Raw genomic sequence first — 24,681 nt, forward strand, 5'->3', positions numbered from 1 at the left:
CTTAATTTTTTTTACAGCCTTCTATGTTACACGTTTCTCATTTTTTTACTCAGGGGAGCTAATTATCCTTTTCCCATTCAAGCAAAAACTCCTTTATCCCTATGCCCCCACTGTAATTGCCAATATCCCCATCGCTCCGGATTACCCTGTGACACGGATACATAACAGGAAACATATTTTTAGCCATTACATTTCCCACAAACCGTGCACCCCCTTGAAAACCGCATTGTGCTGCAAGTTTACCATACGATATGGTTTTGCCAGGTTGCATCAAAAGTAATTCCTTCAAAACTTTTTGCTCATTATATGTGTAGAGGGATAAATCACATTGTGGAGGTTGTACAAATATCTTTCTTTCATACTGCTTAAAATACTGTATTGCTTCTTTGATTACAGGCGTTAAACCCTTATGAGCTGAATTGATTATACTTTTCCATAGATCTTTTTCACAGTAACTATCGAACATAATTGCTTTAATTGTTTCTTTACTCCCAAAAATATATATCCTGAAATCAAAAAACGTAACAGATTCATACAGTGAATATTTCAAGTACGTATAGAATTCCAGGTTACTACGCATGGTCAGCCTCCAGCTAATATTTTTTCACTGGTCAGCTTATCATTATGCAGTTGCTCCTTAAGTTCAGTAACAGAACCAAACCGCTTCTCATCACGAATGCGTTCAATAAAAAACACCTCAAGGGTTTGGCCATAAATATCTGCATCAAAATCAAATATATGAACTTCAATTGTTCGTTCAGTGTTTTCAAATGTTGGGTTGGTACCAATGTTAAGCATACCATGATACAGCTTGCCTTTGGTGTATACCTTTACTGCATACACTCCATCCTTTGGAATTATCTTATCGGGATCATCAGGGAAAATGTTGGCTGTAGGATATCCTAAAAGCCGCCCCCGCATCTGCCCTTTGACCACGGTACCGCGTAAGGTATAGGGTCTCCCCAAAAGCATATTTGCCAGTCCAATGTTTCCATCCTCAATCTCGGTGCGTATCCATGATGAAGATACCGGGCGCGACTGTACACAAACCGGTTCAACACGCTCAACTATAAACCCTTCACGTAATGCCAACCCTTTTAAAAATTCAAAATCTCCCTGCCTTCCTTTCCCAAACGCATGATCATATCCTACCACAATATGTGCTTTCCCTATATGGTAAAAAACAATCTTATATAAAAATTCCTCTGCTGTTAGAGCTGCAATCTCATGGGTAAAGGGCATCATGACAATATTGCTGATACCAGCCTGTTCAATTGCATGGATTTTTTCAACAGCTGTTGTCAATATCTTGGGTGGCGTGTGTGGTGTTAAAAGTTTCCGGGGGTGTTCACTGAATGTAAAGACTATCGCTTCCCCGTTTAATGACTGCGCAAGTTCCAGCATACGGTCAAATATAGCCCTGTGCCCGCTATGAACTCCATCAAAACTTCCTATGGTAATTACAGGATTTTTAAAAACTTCATCACGCTCAGATACGTTATACAGTACCGTCATAATGACCTATCCTCTCCTGAAGTAGCCACGCATCATATAGCACCAGAGCAACCATTGCCTCAACAACCGGAATAATTCGGGGCACAATACAGGGATCGTGCCTGCCCTTAACCACCACATCAACGGTATTCCCGTATATATCCATGGTCTTCTGTGGCTTTGCTATGGATGGCGTTGGCTTAACTGCAATTCGCATCACAACATCCTGCCCTGTTGATATGCCGCCTAAAATACCACCTGCATTATTAGTCAAAAATTTTCCATCGCTCATCTGGTCATTATTTTCACTGCCCCGTTTGCGTGCAGCACCAAACCCACTTCCAAACTCAATACCTTTTACCGCACCAATAGACATGACAGCCATTGCAAGCCGCGCATCCAGCTTATAAAACACTGGATCACCCAAACCAGCAGGCAATCCTTTAACAACACATGCAACAATACCACCCACAGAATCATGTTCAGCCTGAGCTTGCTTGATAGCCTGTTCCATTGCATGTGCTTTGTCCGGGTCGGCAGCCCGCACAGGATTTTTTTCTATAAAATCAATATTTACTTTTTCTCCTTTTATGCCAGCAATTTCATCAGCATAGGCCACTATAGTTACACCTTTTTCTTTCAGCATTTTCAGGGCGATAGCTCCCGCAGCAACCCTTCCCACTGTCTCACGCCCGGATGACCTTCCTCCTCCTCTATAATCCCGTATCCCATATTTGTGCCAGAATGTAAAATCTGCATGACCAGGCCTAAATATATCTTTAATAGATTCATATGCTCTGGAATCCTGATCTTTATTATACACAATCATACACAATGGTGTTCCAGTGGTTTTCCCATCAAACAAACCAGAAACAATTTCCACACTATCAGCTTCTTTCCGCTGAGTACTGACAGAACTCTGGCCAGGTTTACGACGGTCAAGCTGCTTTTGAATATCATCTGCAGATAATGGGATTCCCGGTTTTAACCCATCCACAACTGCCCCCAATGCTTTCCCATGACTTTCACCAAATGTAGTGACCTTGAGCACCTGCCCAAATGTATTTGGTGCATTCATACAGTGCGATAATACAAAGGATATCTGGTGTATCAAATCCTCATGAGCAATATCTTCATTTTCTTTTGTTACCGTATAAATAATATCACTCATATGTTCTATGGCTTCATATATTTTTTGAACACGGTGACTATAGTTATCGAACGCATTATCTCCCTGTAAAAATGGCGGAATACCGGTAACCTGCATCCTTTGCCATAATAAACCAATATCAGCTTTCAACAAAATTATTAAACTTTCTTTTCTAAGCAATATCCTATTTTCCGGAAAAAGCATTGCTCCGCCACCAGTAGCTATGACACACCAATCGTATAACGCAGCTTTTTTAATTGTCTCTTTTTCAAGTTCCCTGAAAAACGATTCCCCATAATCTTTTGCAATCTGTCTGCAACTTTTTTTATTGCCATGTTTTTCTTCAAAAAGGGATTCAATCATCTCATCGGTTTCAAAGAACGATATATGTAATTTTTCAGCTATTCTCTTGCCAATTGTTGATTTCCCCACTCCTTTGGGGCCTGTAACAATTATCTTCATGGTTTATCAGCATCCTCCACATACCGGATATATTTAAAATCTTCAATCAATACAGGGTATATAAAAATACACGTCAATTAAAACTTTTTATACCTTTATAGAATAGTTTACATACCATTGCATATAGCTTTAGTTTTCACACAAGAGATAAATAATACCTAGTGATAATTATCTATTCTTTCAATACCATCTGTATGGTAACAATATTACACAAATTGAAAACATTGACATACAATAAATCAAATCATATTTTTTTTAGATTGTTTGTCTAGTAATGATATAATAATACAATAATTTTTCTGTTCTTTTAATTATATTAATTTGTATAAATCGCTCTACTATTTTGCAATATTAATATGGTTGACATAAATAATTTATTATTATATTATGTATTACGATATTACCAAATACAGCTTTTTTAAAAAGTTATTTTTAAAAAAATTAACAATACACTATCAACAAAAAAAGGAGATCTAATACATGGCAGCACGAAATAAAGGCATACAGCTAATGATCAATAAGATTGAAAAGGCTCCTGATATCCCAAGCATGGTGGTTTCACAAATTATTGAACTCATTTCTTCCGGTGTTTTAAAACCAGGCGATCGGCTTCCATCTGAGTTGGAGATGACACGGCGCTTTGGTATCAGCCGTATTTCATTACGTGAAGCAATGAAGCTTTTAGAAGCCAAGGGGTATATTGAGTCGCAAGGCCGAAAAGGCAAATATGTAAAGTCAGTTGTGGATGATGCAATCAAAACCCCAATAGAAGGCTTAATACAGATTGACCATAAAAAAATATGGGAGCTTTTGGAAGTACGCCGCATCATTGATGCTGAAGCTGCAGCGTTAGCAGCTTTGCGCGCAAATGAGGAACAAAGAAGAAAACTAAATTCATTTAGAACTCAGATTGAACTGATGGGGGTAGAAAACCTGATACAAAAGCGTGAAGGTGGTAAATTCTATGCGCAATTTTATAATCACCTTTATGAAGCAACCAACAATACCATTTTTGCGCACATACTCAATGCAATATCAACTATCTTGAGGGGAGTTCTTCCCTATAGCCGTGAAAAATTGTCCAAAGTAAAAAACACATCAAACGATATTTATGAACACCATATTAAGATTCTGGATGCCATAAACTCACATAAACCGGATCTGGCACGCGAAGCAGTTGTTGAGCACATAGACTATTTAGAGCGCACATTGAAAAAAATATTAAAATAAAATATCTTCCTAATAAAATAAAGATGGGCATACATTACTGTGCCCATCTTTATTTATTTTCATATAAGCTGCTTTTTGTTTATATCTTATAGTAATTATTTCCTTATTTTCTAAACTTCATTGAATGCACCATATTTGCACAAAGTGGAACACAAAATTTATTCCTTGACGATTAATAAATTTTTTATTACTATTTCAAGTTAAGAATGCCTAAAAAAAGGAGTTCCCATGGAATTAACTTTTAATCTTCCTGGACTTGAAACAATTGAGCAACGGACTGTTCCTCTCGATAGTTCAACACTATATGATGTGTTGATAGTTGGTGGCGGGCCAGCAGCATTGACCGCTGCAGTCTATTGCATGCGCAAAGGAGTTAAAACAGGTCTGATAACACTGGATGTTGGAGGTCAGGTTGCCGAAACATCAACAGTAGAAAATTATATGGGCTACAGGCATATTGAAGGCATATCACTGGTGCAGCGATTCAAAGAACAGGTAGAACAATTTGAGATAGGATTTCTTAAGGGATACAAGGCAACCAAAGTTATAGATGGAAATATTAAAAAAGTGGAATGTGAAGATGGGAATGTCTATCAGGCAAAATCAATCATTATAACCACCGGCAAACGATGGCGCAGACTCAATGTCCCGGGCGAATCGGAACTTACTGGCAAGGGTGTTGCATACTGTGCTATCTGCGATGCTCCACTTTTCAAGGACAAAGATGTTATTGTTGTTGGTGGCGGAAATTCAGCCATTGAAGCTGCAATCGATCTGGCTAAACTTGCAACATCAGTAACAGTGGTTCAACTATTGCCTGCATTAACTGCTGATAAGGTGCTTATTGATGAACTATCAAAATTCACCAATGTCACCATACTGTATGAACATGAAATTAAGGCAATTCATGGAGCCAGCGCAGTGGAATCGGTTACTGTAAATGATATTAAAAACAAAAAAGAAAATACATTGTCGGTTCAAGGAATTTTTATTGAAATAGGTCTGTTACCTAATACTGAGCTGGTTAAAAATGTTGTCTCCCTGAATGAATATGGTGAAATCATTATCGATTGCAGTTGCAGGACATCCCGTCCAGGGATATTTGCAGCTGGTGATGTTACCTCAGTTCCATATAAGCAGATAATCATTGCTGCAGGCGAAGGTGCAAAGGCAGCATTATCAGCATGTGACTACGTATTAACCAATAAATAATTTACAGGAGGTATAGCATGGCACTTTTTGATGACAAGGTCAAGTCACAACTTACTGAGTTACTATCGAAAATAAAAAACCCAATTGTTATTAATTTTTTTACTCAGGAAATTGAATGTCCCACCTGCCAGACTACACATCAGTTTGTAGAAGAGATTGCAAGCCTTAATGATAAAATTACACTCAACGTGTATGACTTGGTAAAAAATGCAGATACTGCTAAAGAATTTGGGATTGATAAAATCCCTGCCATTGTTGTTACCAATGCAAATAAGAACATTAAAGGTGTACGTTTTTTTGGTATACCTGCAGGATATGAAATTAACTCATTTATTGCTGCCTGTGTTGAAGTATCTGGTGTAACAGAACAATTACCTGATGCTATACTATCGCGTATAAAAAAGATTACAAAGCCAATTCATATACAGGTATTTGTTACTCTAACATGTCCCTATTGTCCAGGTGCGGTGGCAACAGCTCATAGAATGGCCATTGAAAACCCAAACATCATTGCTGACATGATAGAAAGTACCACCTTTACACCACTGGCAGTGAAACATAATGTTTCTTCAGTACCTAAAGTGGTAATCAATGATATCTATGAATTTGTAGGTGCTCAGCCAATTGGTGTTTTTCTTGATATGATTGAGAAGATATAAGGAATAAAAATTGCCGCGAGAGGGATTTGAACCCTCACAGGCGTACGCCCACCAGACCCTGAACCTGGCGCGTCTACCAATTCCGCCATCGCGGCTTTACTATTATAAGTATTGATTTTATCACATTATATATTTGTCAAATAAAAAATTTAACTGTTAAACTCTTTCCCGTGCAATAAGATCTTCATATGTTTCCCTGCTACGGATGAGCTTGTGTGTATTGCCCTCTACCAGAACCTCTGCTGGCAATGGATGTGAATTATATCGGGAAGCCATCGCCATACCATATGCCCCTGCTGATAACACCGCCAGGCAGTCATTCTGCTGGGTATACGAAATTTCCCTATCCTTAGCAAAAAAATCCCCTGATTCACATATAGGACCAACTACATCAACTATCTCATTCCCCTCACGCAAGGTTACATTTGCAATATGCTGATATGCCTGATACAATGTTGGCCTGATTAATTGATGCATCCCCGAATCAACAATAATAAACGTTTTTGTATCAGATTTCTTTTTATATTGTACACGTGTTAGGAGTGCACCACTGCTTCCGGAAATATACCTTCCGGGCTCAATAATCAAGAATATATTTTTATCTTTAATTGCATGATCAATGACATTTGCCCACCTATCGATATCAAGCGAATCCCCATCATTATACTGAATGCCAAAACCACCACCTAAATTCAATGTTGTACATTCAACCCCCATCCCCTTCAGTTTCGTCATTACTTCCAGTGCCCTGTTGCATGCTTCTTCAAAGGGCTCAACCTCAGTAATCTGCGACCCTATATGAACATGGAGTCCTGTCAATTGTACATGGGACATATTCTTTATAGCATTTACCATATGTGGTAGTAATTGCATCGAAATGCCAAATTTATTTTCCTTCTTGCCTGTTGTAATATAGTGGTGGGTATTAGCTTCAACATCTGGATTTACTCGTATTGCAATACGTGCAGTTTTGTTTAACTTTTGAGCTATCGCATTAATTCTTTCAATTTCAGGCAAAGATTCACAATTGAACATACGTATCCCTGTTGTCAGGGCAAGTTCAATCTCAGGCTGCGTTTTCCCAACACCTGCATAAACAATTTTTTCAGGTTTGACCCCTACAGCCATAGCTCTGTATATTTCTCCACCTGACACCACATCCATTCCACAACCCGCACTGTGCATCATTCGTAAAATATTAATATTTGAATTAGACTTTACTGAATAACAAATAAGATGTGGGTGGTTGGACAATGCTTTATCAAGCTGTGTAAATTTGTCAATAAAGCATTTTGAAGAATAGACATACACAGGAGTACCATACTTTTCTGCTATCTCTTCCAATGAAACATTTTCACAGTATAGTATCCCATTGCGGTATGTAAAATATTCTCTGAATGAGTTCATGGTTTATACTTCTCAATCGATTCGATGGTATATTGTTTAATCTGTTCATTTTTTCGTATTTCTACCACATCACCTTGTTTCTTGCCAAGTAGCGCCTGCGCAATAGGTGAACGATAGGATAATATTCGTTTTTCAAAATCAGCATCCCATGGTCCAAGAATGGCAAAGGTTTCTTTTTCACCATCTCCATGTATTGTGACAACAGTACCAATATTAACCTTATCCGTTGAAACAGTGTTTAAATCAAGGATTTGAGCCTTTTTAATCTCGCTTTCCAGTTTATTAATATCTCGTTTAAGTATTGACTGTTTTTCAAGCAAGGCGTTATATTCCACATTTTCACGCACATCTCCTGTTGCATCAGAAACTTTCGCAAGCTCTTTTGAAATTGCAGCCAACTCAACATTGACCAGCCTGTTAAGCTCTTCCTGTTTCCGCGCATATCCTTCCTGTGTTGTTATCAGCACCTCAGCATCAACTTTCCATTCTTCCTCTGTAGTTTTCAGCAATGGTTTAAATTCGGGATAGCGTGATTTAATAATTTCTAAAAATTTATCACGCATAGAATCTTCAATATAGGGAATACTGCCAACGATATCATATACTTTCCCTAAAAATTGAATGTCAAATGCATTAACAATATCTTTTAATACGGCGGCATCATTATCAAATATAATGTCCAGCGCTATGTTTTTAAGTTTGCTTCCCTTTTGTTCAATTTTCTTAAGTTCATTCATTAATCTGAATAACGTAAGCACCAGTTGTTCGCGGGAATAATCCAGCCACTCATAATCCCATGATTTTGTAAGAAGGTTTCTGGCTACCCATAAAAATATTTCAGGGAATTCTTTAGCTCCAATAAGCGCCTTTTCCACAAACCTGTTAATTATGCCATATTCATGTGATCTGATTAAAATATTAACAATATACTTATGTATTCGGACTGGTGTTTCAAAAAGAATTTGTGAATAGATATCGGCCCAGTCTTCTCTAGCTTCTTTAATCAGATTGATTAAATCCTTTTTATAATCATAAGAACCAATCTTACGTGAAATTGATGGAAGATCCTGTGATTCTTTCACTATTGTAACTATATTCTTATATGCCTGATCAAGTTTGAGCTTTTTAGCATCTATAAACTTGCTCAATCCGTTCAAAATAAAATATGATAGGATCTTTCTGGTAACTGAATCTCCCTTCAGTTCTCCCGAAAAATAATCTACAAAGAATTGAGCTACTGCAACTCCTTCTCCCGCATCAATGTTATTGACAAACTCAATGGCAACATCAAGTTTTTCAGTAAATGAATCGGTCTTAAGGAAATTATCAAGCAATTCATCGGCAAACGTCAGCGGCTTATCACGCATTATTATAACATCTTTTTTCTCCGGCGAAATGCCAAATAAAGGTGACTTTTTAATTTCAGTTCTTTTATTACTCCACCATTTTGCCCATGCCTTTTCACTTACAAAATCCGGAATCAGTTCCTTTTTAACATCTGCTAATGCAATACTGCCATTGTATGAACGGATAAGAATTTCAAAAAACTGCAGGAAATCTTCTTCAAAAAGCTTTTTAAGACCTTCATAGTCTTCATATTTTAATACCTGGATATGATCGCTTTTAAGTGGCGTTAATGCTTGAAGCGCCATCTGAACAGACATCTGATGTCCAGGTTTTTCTTTGAAATCAATTATTATGTTATTTGGAGTAATATCTACAATTCTTCCCACACCCCAGCTTCTATGCCGCACATAATGGCCTTTATCAAAAATTATACTATTTTCAAAATCCTGAATGGCATGCTTTACGGGATATTTAAAATTGTTAAGTTTTGATAACTTCAGGAATAGCTGAAACTGTGAATGAGCACCGTATTTCTTTTCATATAATTTTACCAGTTCCCTGCGAGCTGCTGTGTCATTGGGTGTATATTCCAGTATCTTCTTCAGTATCTGAATTGACTGGTCAGGATGTTCTTCATCTTTATATTTGTGAAGTAATACTTTTAATAGTGAAGATGTCAGTTCATACTGACGTGCCTCAATGAGCATCCTTTCAATTCTTTCAAAAAACTGAATATCTTCCCAAGATACCTGAACAAGCTTATTCCACAGGTCAGCAATTTCATCATAAAGTCCATTTTTGATATGCCCTTCAATTGAAAGCTTCATGTACTGGATACTTTTTGGTTTATCCTCATCTATCAGGGCAACAGCTAATTTTTTTGCCACTTCAGCATCAAATCTATCTATTTTCAGCAGGTTTTCCCAAACCGGAATGGCTTCTTTGCTTCTTCCTAATCGCTCCAGGCTAGTTGCTAATGATTTTAATGCAAAACTGCTTTCCCCATATTCCAGGACTTTTTCCGATAGTAGTTCAACAATGACCCATTTATGATATTTTTGATACATATCAATGAGCCGTCGCATTTCCATTTTATCATCTATAATATCAAGATGATATCCGGTTAAACCAATGAGATATGATGCAACAATAGAATCAGGATGACTCTGGATGTGTTCTTTACATATATCCCTAACTTCTTTTACTATACCTGCAGCAACTATCGAATTGAAGAGGTCATCAAGTATTCTAAAACGTGATATACCAACATCTTTTGGGTCAAGTCTTCCCCACATCTCTTCTTTAAACATTGAATTGACACGTTCAATCAACTTTTCCTTTTCCATATCTGCCCCTCATAATTAAACACAGTATTATATATCTTCATACTACATATTATGAAAATTGTATAGATTTATCCATTGCTTCAATTTTGTTCAAATACTACCTCACCCTTCAAAGTTTATGCATCAAAAAATTTAGCCCACAATTATTATAAAGGAAGGAAGTAATACTATATCAGGTAATTTGGTATACTCTAAATTTTCTATAACAAAAAAGCAAGAACTTTTATAGTTTTAATCTTATTTCTTATTATTCAGTAAAAAAGGAGTGCCTTTTTAAGACACCCCTTCCTTTTGTCTAAAGGATTTATTAATTTAATGATAAAATTTATTTTGCTCCCCCACCTTTTTCCATTAATTGATGGAGATTCTGTCCGTCAAAATTGACCTCAAATGTATCAGTAAGAACTTTTATCTGATCAAAAAATAGATATACATCTTCATTTCCGGCTTCAGGTTTTGCCCTGACTACAAAACGCACAATTTTGGTAACTCGTGTCTGAGGATAGGAATTGGTTTCCTGTGGCACGTAATCAGGAATATATGCTTTCATTGGTCGCCAACCAACAAAATTCAATGAACCCATTTTCAATATATGGACATCACCTTTATAATCTTTCACCCACACCTCAAGTTCATAATTGTTTCCTCTGCCATGTACCCATACAGAAACTGCTTTTGCTCTTCCTGGAAGCTGTATAGCACGTTCCTGAACTTCCTGACCCGAGCGAGAGTCATACGTTAATACTTTTTGTGTTGGATCATCCCAGCGAACTTCCAAAGGCGGTAATATATGAACAGAATTAAATCCGGGATATTTAAATTTAAAGTGAAGACCTAAACATTTTTTCTTTTCCAGTCCTTTATTAAGAGGGCTCCACTTCTCCGGAATAAGGTCAGCTGGTCCACCATCAACATATTTCATTTCCAGTACTGGTACAGGATCTTTTTTGGGGTCCTGATGTTTTTTAGGGACTGTCTCCAAAACCCAATCTGAGGGTGTTTCAAAATCTTCCACAACAAGTGCGTTATACTGCTCAGCACTAATATCAGGCTGAACATTGGTAACAATTCTTGATTGTGCTTTCTGGGGGAAAACCCCTACAAACACCACACTTGCTATCATAACACATATTGCTATAAATCGTGTATATTTCATATTAATGCCTCCGAGGTCTCATATTTGGTCATCATGCTTTTTACCAGTTATCTCTGATGCTTGTATCACCAGTGAATTCAGACAGATCGGTAATGACTCTGAAATTATCAAGATAGAAATAAAATGTCCCTGGAACCTCATAAAGATCACTTTCAACAAAAAAGGAAACAAAATGCAGGTTCTTGTCCAGCAATGCATATCCCGGACTCTGAGGCAGCCAGCCTGGGATTACAACAGATAATTCCCTCCATCCCCAGAAATCAAGCCTTCCTATTTTAATTTTATGAATTGTTCCTTTATAATCGCGAAGTTTGATAAAAAGGGTATGCCTGAATTTTCTGCCCAAAGCCCATACTTTAACTTCTTTAGCTTTTCCTCGGATGATATATTCATTTGGCGGGAATACTTCAACTCTGTCATATCCCCTATCTAAATAATATGTTTTAACACCTAAAACAAATTTATTCTCATGAGTAATACCATTGTCGTCAGTTATTGTATCAGGATAGTTAATCTCATTTCCATTATCATCTATAGGACGGGGTTTTCCAGGTATTTTCCTGATTTTTGTGTCACCTATGGGGCATGTTGAAGCTGCACGCCAGTCCTCACATGCTTCAAAATCATCCATCCAGTCTTCAACTAAACCTGTTTGCTGTTTCTTTGGTTGCTGCGCTTCCTGCGCCTGCACCATTATATTGCCTCCACCGACAATTAATACAAGACTACCGATGGCAAGCGACAATATAAAAGCTTTGACCTCCCTTCTCATTGTCGACTCCTTTATAAAAAAGATTATGGAACAATATACGCAACTATACTACTTCACCACTATCATATTACTATGATATCATATACATAATCGGAAAAAAAAGTAAAGAAATTTAATAATAATTTGATATCATAGTGAATATAGTAAAAATTATTGATGCCAGCTATGATTGACAATTACCTTGTATTCAAAAATAACTGACATCGATAGTATGCAAGATTACTTTACACATGTCAAGAAATTAATATTTTATTTCTTTATATTCGTTCAATTATCTGTAATAATTATTGATTTTTTTATCTCATTAATAAATCATTTCTACACGTTTCACTGTTATCCTGTGTCATAACGTAAAATCACTTGCGTTACCTTTAAACATTTATTACTGACAATGCAGGTATACGTATTTTAGTTATTTATACATTGCATTACATTTTACGGATGTGAGAGAAAACAATGAATATCGTTACTCGTTTACAGCAAAAAAAACCGCTGTTATCTTTTGAGGTTTTTCCGCCAAAAACTCCCATTGGTGAAGAAAATTTATTTAATGAGCTAAGAGTCATGGTAAGCTTTAAACCAGATTTTATCTCCGTTACCTATGGTGCTGGCGGATCTACCAGAGAAAAAACATTAGAGATAGCAACCCGTATAAAATCCACATTTTCAATTGAACCGTTAATTCATTTTACCTGCGTTGGACAAAGTAAGCATGATATTGCAAGCTATCTTAACCATGTGCAATCACTGGGTTTTAACAACATCCTGGCGCTTCGTGGCGACCCACCGGCAGGGCAAAAGCATTTCACACCACATCCAGAAGGATTCAGGTATGCCAGTGAGCTTGTGGAATTTATCCGCACCATGGATCATTTTACCATAGGAGTTGCAGGATACCCTGAAGGCCATATTGAAGCACCCGATTTAGATACAGATATTCAAAATTTGAAGAAAAAAGTTGATGCAGGGGCTGATTTCATCATTACCCAGCTTTTCTTTAACAATGACAAGTTCTATACCTTTATGGAAAAAACAGCAAAAGCCGGTATCAGCATTCCTATCATCCCCGGCATCATGCCACTAACAAATATGGCACAACTTCAAAAGGTAACCACAATGTGCAATCCCGACATGCCTGTAACACTACTGCAAGAACTTGAAAAATGCACTCTCCCTGATGATATGTGCAAAGTTGGTATAGAATTCACCATTAACCAATGTAAAGAATTGCAATCATATGGCGTGCCCGGTTTTCATTTTTATCCATTAAATAAATCTGCAGCAGTTAAATCAATACTGGATGAATTCTGGCATGGATAACATGCTAATCTGAGTTTTAAGGAGTATTTATGAAATCATATCCTTTTTATTTTTATACCGGAATCGTACTTATATTATTCATGCAACTATGTTTATTGCTGGATATTCGTACCATAACTATATGGGCAACCCCAACCTTATGGACAGGGTTAATCCTGCTAACCGACGGAATACTTGCTAAAACCAATCGTTCATTAATCCAAAACAGGGCACTGGGAAAATTAGCATTTATTTCAGTGCTATCCTGGTGGATGTTTGAGTGGTTCAATATATTTTTCTCAAACTGGCATTATCAGGGTTTACTGCAAACCCTCCATTTCAGATACCTTGGTTATCTATGGGCATTTGCAACAATATTTCCAGGGGTCCTCTTAGTGTATGGTATTATAGTAACAATCATACCAAAAATTCTATATAAGCAGTTTCACCTGACATCTTCTTTCCTTATTGCATCCTTTATCATAGGATTATTATTTCTTTTTATACCAATAATCCCTTTTTCAATGTATTACACAAATAGAGCAGCAGACCCTGATCTTTTTATATGGCTTTCATGGTCTGCCAATACATTTTACAGTGAATTTACAGCAGGTTTTATATGGCTTGCGTTTATCTTCATTCTGGAACCGCTTAACTATCTCCTTAACCGTCCTTCCCTTTATGCTGAGCTTGTGCTGGGTAAATATTCTAAACTTTTAGCACTAATAGTTGCCGGACTTTTATGCGGATACTTATGGGAATTCTGGAACTGGTGGGCGGCAACAAAATGGATATACACCGTTCCTATACTCCCACACATTAAATTATTTGAAATGCCCATCTTGGGATATATTGGTTTTGCAACATTTGCTTGGGAAATTTACGCAATTACAGCCTTAGTGTATCCCAAAGCTATAACAATCCTGGAAAGAGAGCACTGATTTTTTATGGAAGAGATTATTGTCATTGGCCATAAAAATCCTGATACTGATTCAATATGTGCAGCATATTGCTATGCACACCTGAAAAACATTATTGACCATCATAACCGTTACACCGCGTACCGCTGTGGCAACGTAAACAGGCAAACACGATTTGTTTTTGAAGAGGTTAATCTTCAGCCCCCGGAAATGCTGAAAGATGTATATCCTAAAGTCAGCGATATAATGACCCGTAATGTCATAACTGCCCATCCTGACGATCCCTTACTTTCAATAGTAACACACATTGAAAAAGACCGTGTGCGCATAATACCTGTTGTTAGTGGCGATAGTTACTATGAAGGGGTCGTAAGCTTTGCAGAGCTGGCAGAGTTTTACTTTTCTGCTACTTCCACTGCACAACCACTCTATTACTTTAAACCTGCTAATTTTGCTACAACCATTCCCGGACATTGCATTAAAAAGGGCCAGAAAGAAGAATTTGAAGGCCATATAGTTATTGGTGCAATGGAATCAGCCCAATCTCTCAATGTATTAAAAAACGTAAAACCAGAACACACTGTACTCATTGTTGGAAACCGCAAATCAATAATTGAATTTGCATTGAAAAACAATTTTGCTGCAATTATAGTGACCGGTACACAGGATTTTAATTATAATACCACCAGTTATTCAGGCTGGGTATATCTTTCACAATTAGATACATTCAATACATTACGCCTGCTTACCTTAAGCATTCCATGCCATTATATCATGAAAAAGTCAGATACTATTTTGCCCCATAACACTGTGCAACAAGCCCGTGAAAAAATAGTAAACAGTGAATATCGTGGACTTCCCGTATGTGACAATGGTAAACTCAACGGTATCATCACCCGTTCTGATCTCATTAAGCACTATGCAAAAAAAATGATACTGGTTGATCATAATGAACTATCACAAGCAGTTGAAGGTGCCGAGACTGCACAAATCATTGAAATCATTGACCACCATCGCCTGGGAGCAATAAAAACCACTACTCCAATATTTGTGTATTCTAAACCAGTAGGAAGTACCTGTACACTGGTTTATGAGCTTTATAAGTATAATGCCATACAACCAGAACCTCACATAGCATTGCTCTTATGCAGTGGAATATTATCTGATACTGCAATGCTTTTATCACCTACAAGCACTGAAATTGATAAAAAAGCATTGGAAGAGCTGTCAAAGATAGCAGGTATACACTATGAAGAATATGGGAAGAAGCTTCTGTCATCTACTGAAAGCCTTAAAACTATTGACCCTCTATATGCGGTAAGCAATGACTGCAAAATATACCAGGAATATGGCATATCGGTAGCCATATCTCAGGTAGAGGTTATTACACTTGATGATATTGAAAGCGTTAAAGAATCTTTACTATCCGCTCTTTCCAGCTATGCACAAAGTAGAAATGTTCACTGGGCACTCCTACTGGTAACTGATATCACCACTCAGAACAGCATCCTTTTCTCAACTGAATTTATTGGTGAACAAAAGCTAAGTTTTTCACCTCGTGGCCCACATATGTACAACCTTCCTGGCATTTTATCCCGTAAAAAACAGCTGTTACCTGAAATTTTAAGAATATTGGAAGAGCTGTCGCACAAATAAAAATACCCGCCACTTTGGGCGGGTTTATTGTTTTGGGCGGGTATTCCCTGCTCTATGTCGGCGTTTTTATATTATGTTCCTAAAAGCTGTAAGATTGTTCGTGGCCGTAAATTTGCCTGAGCAAGCATCGCAGTACCACTCTGTACAAGAATTTGATCCTTGGTTAAGTCTACCATTGTTTCAGCCATATCAGCGTCGCGTATACGGCTTTCAGATGCCTGAATGTTTTCATACGCATTCATCAAGCCTTTTGCTGCATGTTCTAATCTGTTATAGTAAGCACCTAAGTCAGCACGCTGTTTGGCTATCTTCTGCAAGGCTTCGTCTATGATACCAATAGTTCTGTTGGCACCCTCGGCAGTTGAAAGATTTGCCAAAAACTTCCCGGTTTTTTCTCGTAAATTCAATCCCAATGAAGTCATGGTTCCAATGTATACTCTTTCCCGCTGATGCATATTGGGGCCCATATGGAACCACATACTTGCCTTTGGATTGGTTCGTGAGAAATCACCAAGCAAAAGTTTAAATTTGTTGAATTCAGCCTGGGATGCAATTCGGTCAATCTCATCAACCAGAGCTGATACTTCAACCTGGATGAGCTGTCTGTCTTCAAGCGTATAAATACCGTTGGAAGACTGTACAGCCAGAACCCTGATTCGCTGGAGAATTGTTGCAGTCTGATTCAAATACCCTTCAGCAGTCTGTACAAACGACATGCCATCTTCAGTATTTCGTTCAGCCTGACGCAAACCCTGAATCTGAGTCCTCATTTTTTCTGAAACAGCCAGACCTGAAGCATCATCTCCTGCGCGGTTGATACGCATACCGGATGATAGCTTTTCCATTGATTTGTCAACGTCCCAGTGTTTAAACTTCAGGACCTTGTTAGAATTAATGGCTGTTAGATTGTGGTTAATAATCATACACACACTCCTTTGTGTTAAATTTTCCCTGATCTCCCTATCAGGGGTAAAACCGGGTTGGTGATCTTCAAAAAGGGAATACCCTTTTTTGTTTCACTACAACCCCCTGTCCCTCATTTTAACTGGCAAATGCTCCATCTTTAAAAATGAAGTACATGGCGTTGCAGCTACTTAATTTAAGTTTTCAAAGAACCTTACAGCTTATAGTGATGTTCGGTAGTAATATCCACATTATTAAAGGCTGTTAAATCCATTTATATCTATTTAAAACCATTTATAGCAATATATGGCATATTTTCATTCATTTTTATCTATATTAGTAAAATTTATACATATTTTCCCTTAATCATCATTTCGGAATCTGAAAATTTTGCTTTAGAAATTTTTTAAAAAAATTTATTTCATTTTTTCACTAATTATTCCTAAATGTGGCAATTTGAATAAAATATAAAATAGTGGGTGTCCCAAAAGACACCTCTTTGCAATGACTTTTGCCTTCCTGTCATTGCGAGGAACGAAGTGACGAAGCAATCTTGCTTTTGAGCGGCATTGAGATTGCTTCACTTCGTTCGCAATGACATTGCGCTCACGCCATTGCATGCCCTACCCGTTTCTTTTGAGACGGCCCCTATTTTCATTATGAAATTTTTTAAGGAATTATTACTATCATTTTTTCATTCCTTCCACGTTGCATAGCAATTACTCTAAAGTTATTAATGAAAATAATTTTATAGTTTTTAAGTAAAACACCATCTTCAAATTTCGTAATGAGCTATCTTAGTTCCCTTTTTAAAAGGGATAGTTTCTGAAATATTATCATTAATGCCTAAAAAAAAGAATAAACTTGACAATATTTAGTCGAATATTAGAATAGGTAGGCTATTTTTAGCATATAGCATGTTTTATATTTTAATGTTTCATACTATACTAATACATCTCAAATACCACAAAAAGGTTGTTGTAAATTTATGGGATTGAATCCGTTCAAAGAGTCAAATATAAGTGACCTCCAGAAACAACTACAAGATCTCATATCTGAGAGGTGGGGTCATATCCGCAATAAACTGTTAACTCAGTGGGAATCTATTAAAAAAAGAGGAAATGAGCGATTAACCATTATGGTTATTCCTCATTCAGAGAAAAAGATTGTCAATTTACATGTTACTCTTTTTGCACTGACGGGTATTATTGTATCTTTAATACTTATATTAACCTTAACATCAATTTTTATCATCAATCATACATCTACAATAAAAGAGGTGTCCCGGCTGAAGATGTATGGTTCAAACTCTAAAATTCAGATAGCAAAGTATAAAGAAGAAATTAATAAATTATATGATATATTCCAGCGATTAAAACCGGAACTATCGTACCTCTATTCATTAACACCGGGTAACAGGGCTGATACTCTGTGGGCAAAAGGCGGTGTGTCTGAAAATATTGATGTTGAGCAGGAACAGCCCTCTCCACCTATCGAAATTTTAAACATTGAGGAAATGGTACAGGATTTAGAAACTGCAAAAGACGTTCTTAAAGATATTAAGAAATTTATGCGCGAGCGGCGTAAGGTTATTGAAAACACCCCATCTATGTGGCCTGTAGATGGCTTTGTCATTGCCCGATATGGGATACGGACATCTCCCTACACATTCCAGAAAGAATTTCATGAGGGTGTTGATATAGCATCATTCCCGGGCGCTCCTATTAAAGTTACTGCACCAGGTGTTGTTGAATCTGTAAGATGGGATAACCAGTTAGGATTGTCTGTATCGGTAAAACATAAATATGGTTTTGTTACAGTATATTCCCATTGTCAGAGGGTTACTGTTGAAGAAGGACAAAAGGTTACTAAAGGTGAAGTCATTGGCTATGTTGGGAAAACTGGCAATGCTACACGCCATATATGTTTTTATCAAATTAAAATTGGAACAGAGTTTGTAGATCCTCTTCCCTACTTAAATAAAGTTGTTAATCAATAACGTTTATTCTTCTTCACTTCGCTTGCTGACAAGCAGTTCATCAGGGATTTCTTCTATCTTTTCGCCTATCTGTACTGCAACCCTGTTACCAATAACCCCCGGGCGGCACTTATATTTCTTTCTTCCGCCTACTTTTACCGTCATATCTGAATTTATCTTAGTATTGGGGAGTTTAATCACATCACCAACTTGAATGGCAAGTAACTCTTCCATAGTTATTTCTACTTCACCAACCTCAACCACTATGGGCAATTCTACCGTTTCAAGACGGCTTTGAATTATAGCAGCATTTTCATCAGTTGCACCTTTACGGATACTTGAATACCAGTACTGAGCAGATAACTTTGAAATAACTGGCTCTATGGTAATGTAGGGTATACACAGGTTCATCATCCCTTCAACTTCGCCCACCTTTGTTTCCAGAGTCACAAGAACCACCATGTCATTTGGCGGTACAATCTGGGCAAACTGAGGATTGGTTTCAATATTACCAAGGCGTGGACGCAAATCTATGACATTTGACCATGCTTCACGAAGATTTCCCAGTATTCGCACTATAATGCCTTCCATAACAGATAACTCAATGTCAGTCAGTTCACGGCTAATCTTGGTGGATTCGCCTGTACCGCCAAAAAGTTTATCTATTATAGTAAAGGTAATTGAAGGGTCTATCTCCAGGACCGCAGAACCTTTTAATGGGTCCATATTAATGACAGCTAAAGTTGTTGGATTGGGTATGGAACGGATGAATTCTTCATAGGTAAGCTGGTCAACCGAAGCAACGTGTACACTGACAAGCGCCCGTAATTGTGCTGACAGAGCAGTAGTGGTCAAACGCGCAAAGGTTTCATGCATCATCTGTAAGGTTCGTATCTGGTCTTTGGAAAACTTATCAGGGCGCCTGAAATCATAGATTTTGACCTTACGCTGCTCTTTTACAGCAGTGTAATCTGTCGTATCCGCCTCTCCTGTTGAGATGGCAGTTAATAGGGCATCAATTTCATCCTGTGAAAGTATCTCTGTCATAGATTATTCCTTAACTATTGAAGCATCTAAATTAACTATCACCCATAAATCCTTATACGGTTCCAAAGTGTACCTGTATTTCATTATTGCAGGGAACCGTGGCCCCCATCGTTTAACCTTAACATCCACATATGCCACATTGGTCTGGGGTATTATCTGCTCATCAATTATGGAAAAGTCAATCAAATAATCAGGGCGTTCCTTCGTAATAAAATTAATAAAATCCTGCTGCACAATCAAGCGGTCATAATCATTTGTTGTTGAATATCGCCTGGCAAATTCTGAATAGGCATAGATAAATTTTTCAATATTTATATATTTAACAACATTTTCCCACTGTTTATTCTTTTCAGCCATCAATGTCAACATAACCACTTCTGAAGGGGTCACTTTGCGTTCATGTTTGATAATCCCCGTACGCATGGCAAACTGTGGTACTGGTATAATATTAATAGTTAATTCATTAGCAGATTTTATAACATAGTCATCCTTTGCATCGGGATAAAAATATGCTTTTACCCTGTATTTTTCATTTTTTGTTAATGTATAGAAATTATTGCAATATGCTGTATACACAAACTTTTCATCAGGTTGTAATATGATTTTGCGCCCTTGCTCATTAACTAACATTTGTGCTGTTGGAATATTTTTTAAGAGGTATTCAACTTTTAATGGGGCTTCTTTGCCGTCAAGTGAATATACCACAGGTTGAAATGTGGTATAGGGAGCATCATACACGGTAAATTCAACAGGCACACCTGCAGTGTTATGGACAATACAATATACAATTACATCGTCATTTTCATCATAGGATATTTTTGGGCTTACCAGTGTTACCGTAAGGTAGTCTCCACCTTCGGGATAAATAGCAATAGCGAGCAGGATGAAAACAACTATCAATCCAAATTTTTTCATATCATTATCTATCGTACAATGAGTATTATACCTTACTCATTTTATCGACTGTAATGTATATATTTGTTACCAAAATATGTGTTTTGACAGCACTTTTTGCATTATGGGCAAAAGTTTTGCTTTCATTGTACGGTCAAACGTGCATACGCCATTTTCTTCCTGAAACGTATCGGTAAACTGAGTATAGCAAAAACCCTGAATTTGAGGAAATTTTGCAAGTATAGCACAATGTTTCTGAAAACTTTCTTCTAAGGTTTTTGCCTCCGATTGATACATGCCAAAACCAAACCCACCCATTTCGCTTATGAAAAGTGGTACTTGTGTGTCGCCATAACCTTTTAAATACGGCGTTTGTATATTTTCTTTACCCAAAATCATGGATATAAAATTTGCCCACAGTGGTGCCTCGCGAACACCGGCAACAAGCCTTTTATAAAACTCTTCAATATCTTCAAATCGCTTCAGGTAATGGTGTATATCGGCAATATCGCTTTTTACATGATGAAATCCGCTGTTATCTATCACCAGGTATCCCGCAAAATCAGATTTTACCCTGGTATATAATGCAAGTAAATTATCGCGCACCCTTTTTGAAAAAAACATGGAATAAAGCCCCCAGCTTTCATTGTATAGCACAAGCGTAATTATTGAAGGATGCATACAATCGCGTTTCATAACCTCCTGAAGCTGTACATAGAGCCTTTTCATATTTTTGGGTAATGGGAGATAGTAACTGGGCATTTCTTCCCACACTAAAAATCCTAAAAGATCAGCCCAATATAAAAATTTTGGGTCTTCGATTTTCTGATGAATACGGCATCCATTAAAACCCATACTCTTCATGGTTTCAATATCAGTCCTGTACATGGAACTATCGCCAGGCCTATACAATCCTTCAGGATAATACCCCTGGTTAAGCAGTAAGCGCTGATAGAGATTTTTTTTATTTAACAGGATAGAACCGTTTTTAATTTCAATATCCCTTCTGCCATAATAACTATACACACAGTCAGCCTCTTTTGTCCCTTTTTTCAGGACTATCTGAAGTGGATGAAGTGCAGGATATTGAGGGCTCCAGGTGGTAAAAAGCGATTCGGGTACCTCAAATACTACCTGGCCTTTTTTAAAAACATCAAACATCACAATATCCCGATATGTCTTGATAGGCGTCTTTAATGCACTTTTTTTACCATGAACCTGTGAAGCATAGATTAACAACTCAACTCTGAAATCATTTGCAATATTCTCACTGGTTACCACATCAATAACAAAGCGGACATTACTTCCCATTCTTTGGCATGTAACTGAACCGATATATGATGACCCAACCTTTTCAATCCAGACATTCTGCCATATACCTGTTATGTTGGTATACCATACCATAAATGGTTTATTAAGGAAAGTCTGTTTACCCCGCACCTGCGATGGTGAAATGCTATCCTCAACCAATACAGCTAAATAATTTGTATCTTCAAAATGAGTAAAAAAACAAAAAGGCGTATATCCACCTTCATGGGAACCCAAAAGCTTACCATTGAGCCACACTGTAGCCTTATAATCACAGGCACCAAAATGAAGTATTCCAGTAGTAATATCTTCAATGGAAAATGAACAGAAATACCAGTAACGCTTATGCACTATTACCTTTTCCGGTGTTATTCCGCTTTGTTTATGAAATTCGTTATTTTTATCAGCTTCAAGAGGGAATGGGACTATAACAGGATATGATTCAAATTCATCAATAGTATACCATTGTTGTAGTATTTTTTGAACATTGGTCTTACTATACCATTGAAACATTTTCCCACGATTTTTTTTATCAGGCACTACCACCCACTGGCCATTGAGACTGTACGTTGGTAACCTTAATAAATCGGGTCTTGGAAAATGTTGTCTGTCATCTATACTATTAGGATTTTTCAATCGTAATAATACCGGAATCATAGCTATTATACCCTCTCTAATAATGTTAATATCTTTTGTGCAGCACGTATGCCATCAACTGCTGAACTTACAATCCCTCCGGCATAACCGGCACCTTCACCAACAGGAAATAACCCTTTACAATTAATTGACTGAAAACTTTCATCACGAACTATCCGTATGGGAGAAGATGTCCTTGTTTCTACACCCACTAAAATCCCCTCTTGTGTGGTAAAGCCTTTCATTCTGGATCCAAAGTGCATGATAGCTCTCTGTAATGGCTCCCTGATAAAATCAGGAAGAATTGCATTAAAATTACTGGCAATAATCCTTGGTTTATACGTACATACCGGCAATGAAGAATCAATCGAATTTTGCAAAAAAGATGTAATGCGCTGAGCAGGTGCACTAAATCCACCACCACCTGCTTGATATGCTGTTTCTTCTAATAAAATCTGAAAATTAATGCCATCAAAAATATCTTTAAAATCATCTTGCCTAATAGTGACCACCAGAGCAGCATTTGAACATGTGCCATCGCGTTTTGAATAACTCATCCCGTTCACACATAATCTGCCTTCCTGGGACGAAGAATTAATAATAAATCCACCCGGACACATGCAAAATGAATATACACCTCTGCCTGTTATATCTTTAAATGTTAGCTGATATTCTGCGCCATACAAACCATACCTTTTGTTTCCCCTACCATACTGAATTTCATCTATCAGCTCTCGTGGATGTTCAACGCGTACCCCTACCGCAAAGCCTTTTTTCTGTAAAGCTATACCTTTAGTATGCAACATCTGGTATACATCCCGCGCTGAATGTCCTGTAGCAAGGACCAGTATATCAGTTACTATCTCCACAGTATTATTAAAGTAACATCCCTGCAGTGTATCGTTATGTATGAGTATATCGGTAAGCTTTTTGCCAAACTGTATTGTGCAGTTTTTCTGTATTATATAATTGCGGATATTTTCAATGATGCCAATCAGCCTGTCAGTGCCAATATGCGGTTTAGCTTCATACACAATTGATGATGGTGCACCAAATTGTATCAGAAAATCATAAAATAGCTTAATCTCTCTTTTATCGATGCGTGTTGTCAATTTGCCATCAGAATACGTGCCAGCACCACCTTCACCAAACACAACATTGCTATTGACATCAAGGATCCCACTTTCACGAAGCCTTGCAACATCCCTGTGCCGCTGAGCAAGCATTTTACCCCTTTCATAGATATCCACGGCTATCCCAGCTTCAATCAGTGTCAGAGCACAGAACAACCCCGCAGGACCACATCCCACTATTGGTACCCGTTTATCGGTATTTACTTTTGGAATTGTTACAGGCTCTTCTTCTTTATAGGGAGTTGCTTTGCCTTTTGATATAAGTGTCGTTGCAACATGGTGTGGTAAATCCACACAGCATCGATAATGGTATACAGGCACCTTGCGGGCATCCAGCGATTTCCGCAAAATAGAATATGAAGTTATGTCACACCCACAAAAAAGCGATAGTTCCTTTGATAATGCTTCTTCTTTGAAATCTGGTGCTACTGATAATTCAACAATAACTTTCATATAACTCTTCACTATACAAATATATAAATTTGCCTATCCCATACTAAATCAAATATGCCATTGCAATATACAATGACATTTATTGACCTGATTAACAATTCAATATTGATTTATTAAAAAAAGATAGACATTTAACATTAATTATTCCTAAATGTGAAAATTTGAACAAAATATAATATATAGTGAACATCCCCGCCGCCTTCGGCGGCGGGGATGTTC

General features: G+C 37.4%; 19 protein-coding genes and 1 tRNA gene. 7 read left to right on the forward strand and 13 right to left on the reverse strand.

Annotated features, from left to right (window positions below; genetic code table 11):
* Positions 1 to 58: 58 nt before the first annotated feature.
* Genes AB1444_12645 through aroC form a run of 3 tightly spaced genes read right to left on the reverse strand, consistent with a single transcriptional unit; the run spans position 59 to position 3,106 of the window.
* Positions 59 to 580 carry an MGMT family protein gene (locus AB1444_12645; protein MEW6527495.1) on the reverse strand — a complete coding sequence of 174 codons (522 nt, stop codon included), beginning with the start codon at positions 578 to 580 and terminating at the stop codon, positions 59 to 61.
* A 2-nt stretch (positions 581 to 582) separates the two neighbouring features.
* Positions 583 to 1,515: a bifunctional riboflavin kinase/FAD synthetase gene (locus AB1444_12650; protein ID MEW6527496.1), complete on the reverse strand. Its 933-nt coding sequence runs from the start codon at positions 1,513 to 1,515 to the stop codon at positions 583 to 585.
* Positions 1,499 to 3,106 carry a chorismate synthase gene (aroC, locus tag AB1444_12655; protein MEW6527497.1) on the reverse strand — a complete coding sequence of 536 codons (1,608 nt, stop codon included), beginning with the start codon at positions 3,104 to 3,106 and terminating at the stop codon, positions 1,499 to 1,501. Before aroC ends, AB1444_12650 begins: the two co-directional genes overlap by 17 nt.
* 480 nt (positions 3,107 to 3,586) lie before the next feature.
* On the opposite strand from aroC, the gene AB1444_12660 reads away from it, so the two are divergent.
* The 3 genes from AB1444_12660 to AB1444_12670 all read left to right on the forward strand — a co-directional run bounded on the left by AB1444_12660 (position 3,587) and on the right by AB1444_12670 (position 6,207).
* Positions 3,587 to 4,336: a FadR/GntR family transcriptional regulator gene (locus AB1444_12660; GenBank protein ID MEW6527498.1), complete on the forward strand. Its 750-nt coding sequence runs from the start codon at positions 3,587 to 3,589 to the stop codon at positions 4,334 to 4,336.
* 228 nt (positions 4,337 to 4,564) lie between these two features.
* Positions 4,565 to 5,548: an FAD-dependent oxidoreductase gene (locus tag AB1444_12665; protein ID MEW6527499.1), complete on the forward strand. Its 984-nt coding sequence runs from the start codon at positions 4,565 to 4,567 to the stop codon at positions 5,546 to 5,548.
* A 17-nt stretch (positions 5,549 to 5,565) separates the two neighbouring features.
* The gene (locus tag AB1444_12670; GenBank protein MEW6527500.1) at positions 5,566 to 6,207 is read left to right on the forward strand and encodes a thioredoxin family protein; all 642 of its coding nucleotides are present in this window, start codon (positions 5,566 to 5,568) and stop codon (positions 6,205 to 6,207) included.
* Positions 6,208 to 6,218: 11 nt separating this feature from the next.
* On the opposite strand, the gene AB1444_12675 is transcribed toward AB1444_12670, so the two are convergent.
* The 5 genes from AB1444_12675 to AB1444_12695 form a co-directional block, all read right to left on the reverse strand.
* Positions 6,219 to 6,302: transfer RNA gene (locus tag AB1444_12675), tRNA-Leu, on the reverse strand.
* A gap of 61 nt (positions 6,303 to 6,363) precedes the next feature.
* Entirely contained in the window at positions 6,364 to 7,614 is a 1,251-nt protein-coding gene (gene lysA / locus AB1444_12680) for a diaminopimelate decarboxylase (GenBank protein ID MEW6527501.1), read from the reverse strand.
* Positions 7,611 to 10,307, reverse strand: a complete 2,697-nt coding sequence (greA, locus tag AB1444_12685) for a transcription elongation factor GreA (protein MEW6527502.1) — start codon at positions 10,305 to 10,307, stop codon at positions 7,611 to 7,613. Before greA ends, lysA begins: the two co-directional genes overlap by 4 nt.
* Positions 10,308 to 10,632: 325 nt before the next feature.
* Positions 10,633 to 11,463: a flagellar filament outer layer protein FlaA gene (locus AB1444_12690; protein MEW6527503.1), complete on the reverse strand. Its 831-nt coding sequence runs from the start codon at positions 11,461 to 11,463 to the stop codon at positions 10,633 to 10,635.
* A gap of 40 nt (positions 11,464 to 11,503) precedes the next feature.
* Positions 11,504 to 12,235, reverse strand: a complete 732-nt coding sequence (locus AB1444_12695) for a flagellar filament outer layer protein FlaA (protein ID MEW6527504.1) — start codon at positions 12,233 to 12,235, stop codon at positions 11,504 to 11,506.
* Between the two features lie 456 nt (positions 12,236 to 12,691).
* On the opposite strand from AB1444_12695, the gene metF reads away from it, so the two are divergent.
* The 3 genes from metF to AB1444_12710 are packed head-to-tail and all read left to right on the forward strand — an operon-like array spanning position 12,692 to position 16,110.
* On the forward strand, positions 12,692 to 13,555 hold the full coding sequence (gene metF / locus AB1444_12700) for a methylenetetrahydrofolate reductase [NAD(P)H] (protein ID MEW6527505.1): 864 nt from the start codon (positions 12,692 to 12,694) through the stop codon (positions 13,553 to 13,555).
* Between the two features lie 29 nt (positions 13,556 to 13,584).
* A complete protein-coding gene (locus tag AB1444_12705) occupies positions 13,585 to 14,475 on the forward strand; it encodes a hypothetical protein (GenBank protein MEW6527506.1) in 891 nt (296 codons plus the stop codon).
* Positions 14,476 to 14,481: 6 nt separating this feature from the next.
* Positions 14,482 to 16,110, forward strand: a complete 1,629-nt coding sequence (locus AB1444_12710) for a putative manganese-dependent inorganic diphosphatase (GenBank protein MEW6527507.1) — start codon at positions 14,482 to 14,484, stop codon at positions 16,108 to 16,110.
* Between the two features lie 71 nt (positions 16,111 to 16,181).
* Here AB1444_12710 and AB1444_12715 read toward each other — a convergent pair whose 3' ends face one another.
* On the reverse strand, positions 16,182 to 17,033 hold the full coding sequence (locus AB1444_12715; protein ID MEW6527508.1) for a flagellin: 852 nt from the start codon (positions 17,031 to 17,033) through the stop codon (positions 16,182 to 16,184).
* A 968-nt stretch (positions 17,034 to 18,001) separates the two neighbouring features.
* Here AB1444_12715 and AB1444_12720 point away from each other — a divergent pair.
* Positions 18,002 to 19,012, forward strand: coding sequence for a M23 family metallopeptidase (locus tag AB1444_12720; protein MEW6527509.1), 1,011 nt, complete (start codon positions 18,002 to 18,004; stop codon positions 19,010 to 19,012).
* A 3-nt stretch (positions 19,013 to 19,015) separates the two neighbouring features.
* On the opposite strand, the gene fliM is transcribed toward AB1444_12720, so the two are convergent.
* The 4 genes from fliM to AB1444_12740 all read right to left on the reverse strand — a co-directional run bounded on the left by fliM (position 19,016) and on the right by AB1444_12740 (position 24,462).
* Positions 19,016 to 20,038, reverse strand: coding sequence for a flagellar motor switch protein FliM (gene fliM, locus AB1444_12725; GenBank protein MEW6527510.1), 1,023 nt, complete (start codon positions 20,036 to 20,038; stop codon positions 19,016 to 19,018).
* Between the two features lie 3 nt (positions 20,039 to 20,041).
* Positions 20,042 to 20,953 (reverse strand): hypothetical protein, encoded by a 912-nt coding sequence (locus AB1444_12730; protein MEW6527511.1) that lies wholly within the window; start codon positions 20,951 to 20,953, stop codon positions 20,042 to 20,044.
* 66 nt (positions 20,954 to 21,019) lie between these two features.
* Positions 21,020 to 22,897, reverse strand: coding sequence for a glycoside hydrolase family 2 TIM barrel-domain containing protein (locus AB1444_12735; protein ID MEW6527512.1), 1,878 nt, complete (start codon positions 22,895 to 22,897; stop codon positions 21,020 to 21,022).
* A gap of 5 nt (positions 22,898 to 22,902) precedes the next feature.
* Positions 22,903 to 24,462: an FAD-dependent protein gene (locus tag AB1444_12740; GenBank protein ID MEW6527513.1), complete on the reverse strand. Its 1,560-nt coding sequence runs from the start codon at positions 24,460 to 24,462 to the stop codon at positions 22,903 to 22,905.
* Between the last annotated feature and the right edge of the window lie 219 nt (positions 24,463 to 24,681).

It is taken from the genome of Spirochaetota bacterium (genome assembly GCA_040756435.1).
In the GTDB taxonomy this organism is placed as follows: Bacteria; Spirochaetota; UBA4802; order UBA4802; family UB4802; genus UBA4802.

Excerpts from the sequence above, each read along its gene's own strand:
- AB1444_12645 (MEW6527495.1), bottom strand. The coding sequence starts at position 580 with ATGCGTAGTAACCTGGAATTCTATACGTACTTGAAATATTCACTGTAT.
- AB1444_12650 (MEW6527496.1), bottom strand. The coding sequence starts at position 1,515 with ATGACGGTACTGTATAACGTATCTGAGCGTGATGAAGTTTTTAAAAAT.
- aroC (MEW6527497.1), bottom strand. The coding sequence starts at position 3,106 with ATGAAGATAATTGTTACAGGCCCCAAAGGAGTGGGGAAATCAACAATT.
- AB1444_12660 (MEW6527498.1), top strand. The coding sequence starts at position 3,587 with ATGGCAGCACGAAATAAAGGCATACAGCTAATGATCAATAAGATTGAA.
- AB1444_12665 (MEW6527499.1), top strand. The coding sequence starts at position 4,565 with ATGGAATTAACTTTTAATCTTCCTGGACTTGAAACAATTGAGCAACGG.
- AB1444_12670 (MEW6527500.1), top strand. The coding sequence starts at position 5,566 with ATGGCACTTTTTGATGACAAGGTCAAGTCACAACTTACTGAGTTACTA.
- lysA (MEW6527501.1), bottom strand. The coding sequence starts at position 7,614 with ATGAACTCATTCAGAGAATATTTTACATACCGCAATGGGATACTATAC.
- greA (MEW6527502.1), bottom strand. The coding sequence starts at position 10,307 with ATGGAAAAGGAAAAGTTGATTGAACGTGTCAATTCAATGTTTAAAGAA.
- AB1444_12690 (MEW6527503.1), bottom strand. The coding sequence starts at position 11,463 with ATGAAATATACACGATTTATAGCAATATGTGTTATGATAGCAAGTGTG.
- AB1444_12695 (MEW6527504.1), bottom strand. The coding sequence starts at position 12,235 with ATGAGAAGGGAGGTCAAAGCTTTTATATTGTCGCTTGCCATCGGTAGT.
- metF (MEW6527505.1), top strand. The coding sequence starts at position 12,692 with ATGAATATCGTTACTCGTTTACAGCAAAAAAAACCGCTGTTATCTTTT.
- AB1444_12705 (MEW6527506.1), top strand. The coding sequence starts at position 13,585 with ATGAAATCATATCCTTTTTATTTTTATACCGGAATCGTACTTATATTA.
- AB1444_12710 (MEW6527507.1), top strand. The coding sequence starts at position 14,482 with ATGGAAGAGATTATTGTCATTGGCCATAAAAATCCTGATACTGATTCA.
- AB1444_12715 (MEW6527508.1), bottom strand. The coding sequence starts at position 17,033 with ATGATTATTAACCACAATCTAACAGCCATTAATTCTAACAAGGTCCTG.
- AB1444_12720 (MEW6527509.1), top strand. The coding sequence starts at position 18,002 with ATGGGATTGAATCCGTTCAAAGAGTCAAATATAAGTGACCTCCAGAAA.
- fliM (MEW6527510.1), bottom strand. The coding sequence starts at position 20,038 with ATGACAGAGATACTTTCACAGGATGAAATTGATGCCCTATTAACTGCC.
- AB1444_12730 (MEW6527511.1), bottom strand. The coding sequence starts at position 20,953 with ATGAAAAAATTTGGATTGATAGTTGTTTTCATCCTGCTCGCTATTGCT.
- AB1444_12735 (MEW6527512.1), bottom strand. The coding sequence starts at position 22,897 with ATGATTCCGGTATTATTACGATTGAAAAATCCTAATAGTATAGATGAC.
- AB1444_12740 (MEW6527513.1), bottom strand. The coding sequence starts at position 24,462 with ATGAAAGTTATTGTTGAATTATCAGTAGCACCAGATTTCAAAGAAGAA.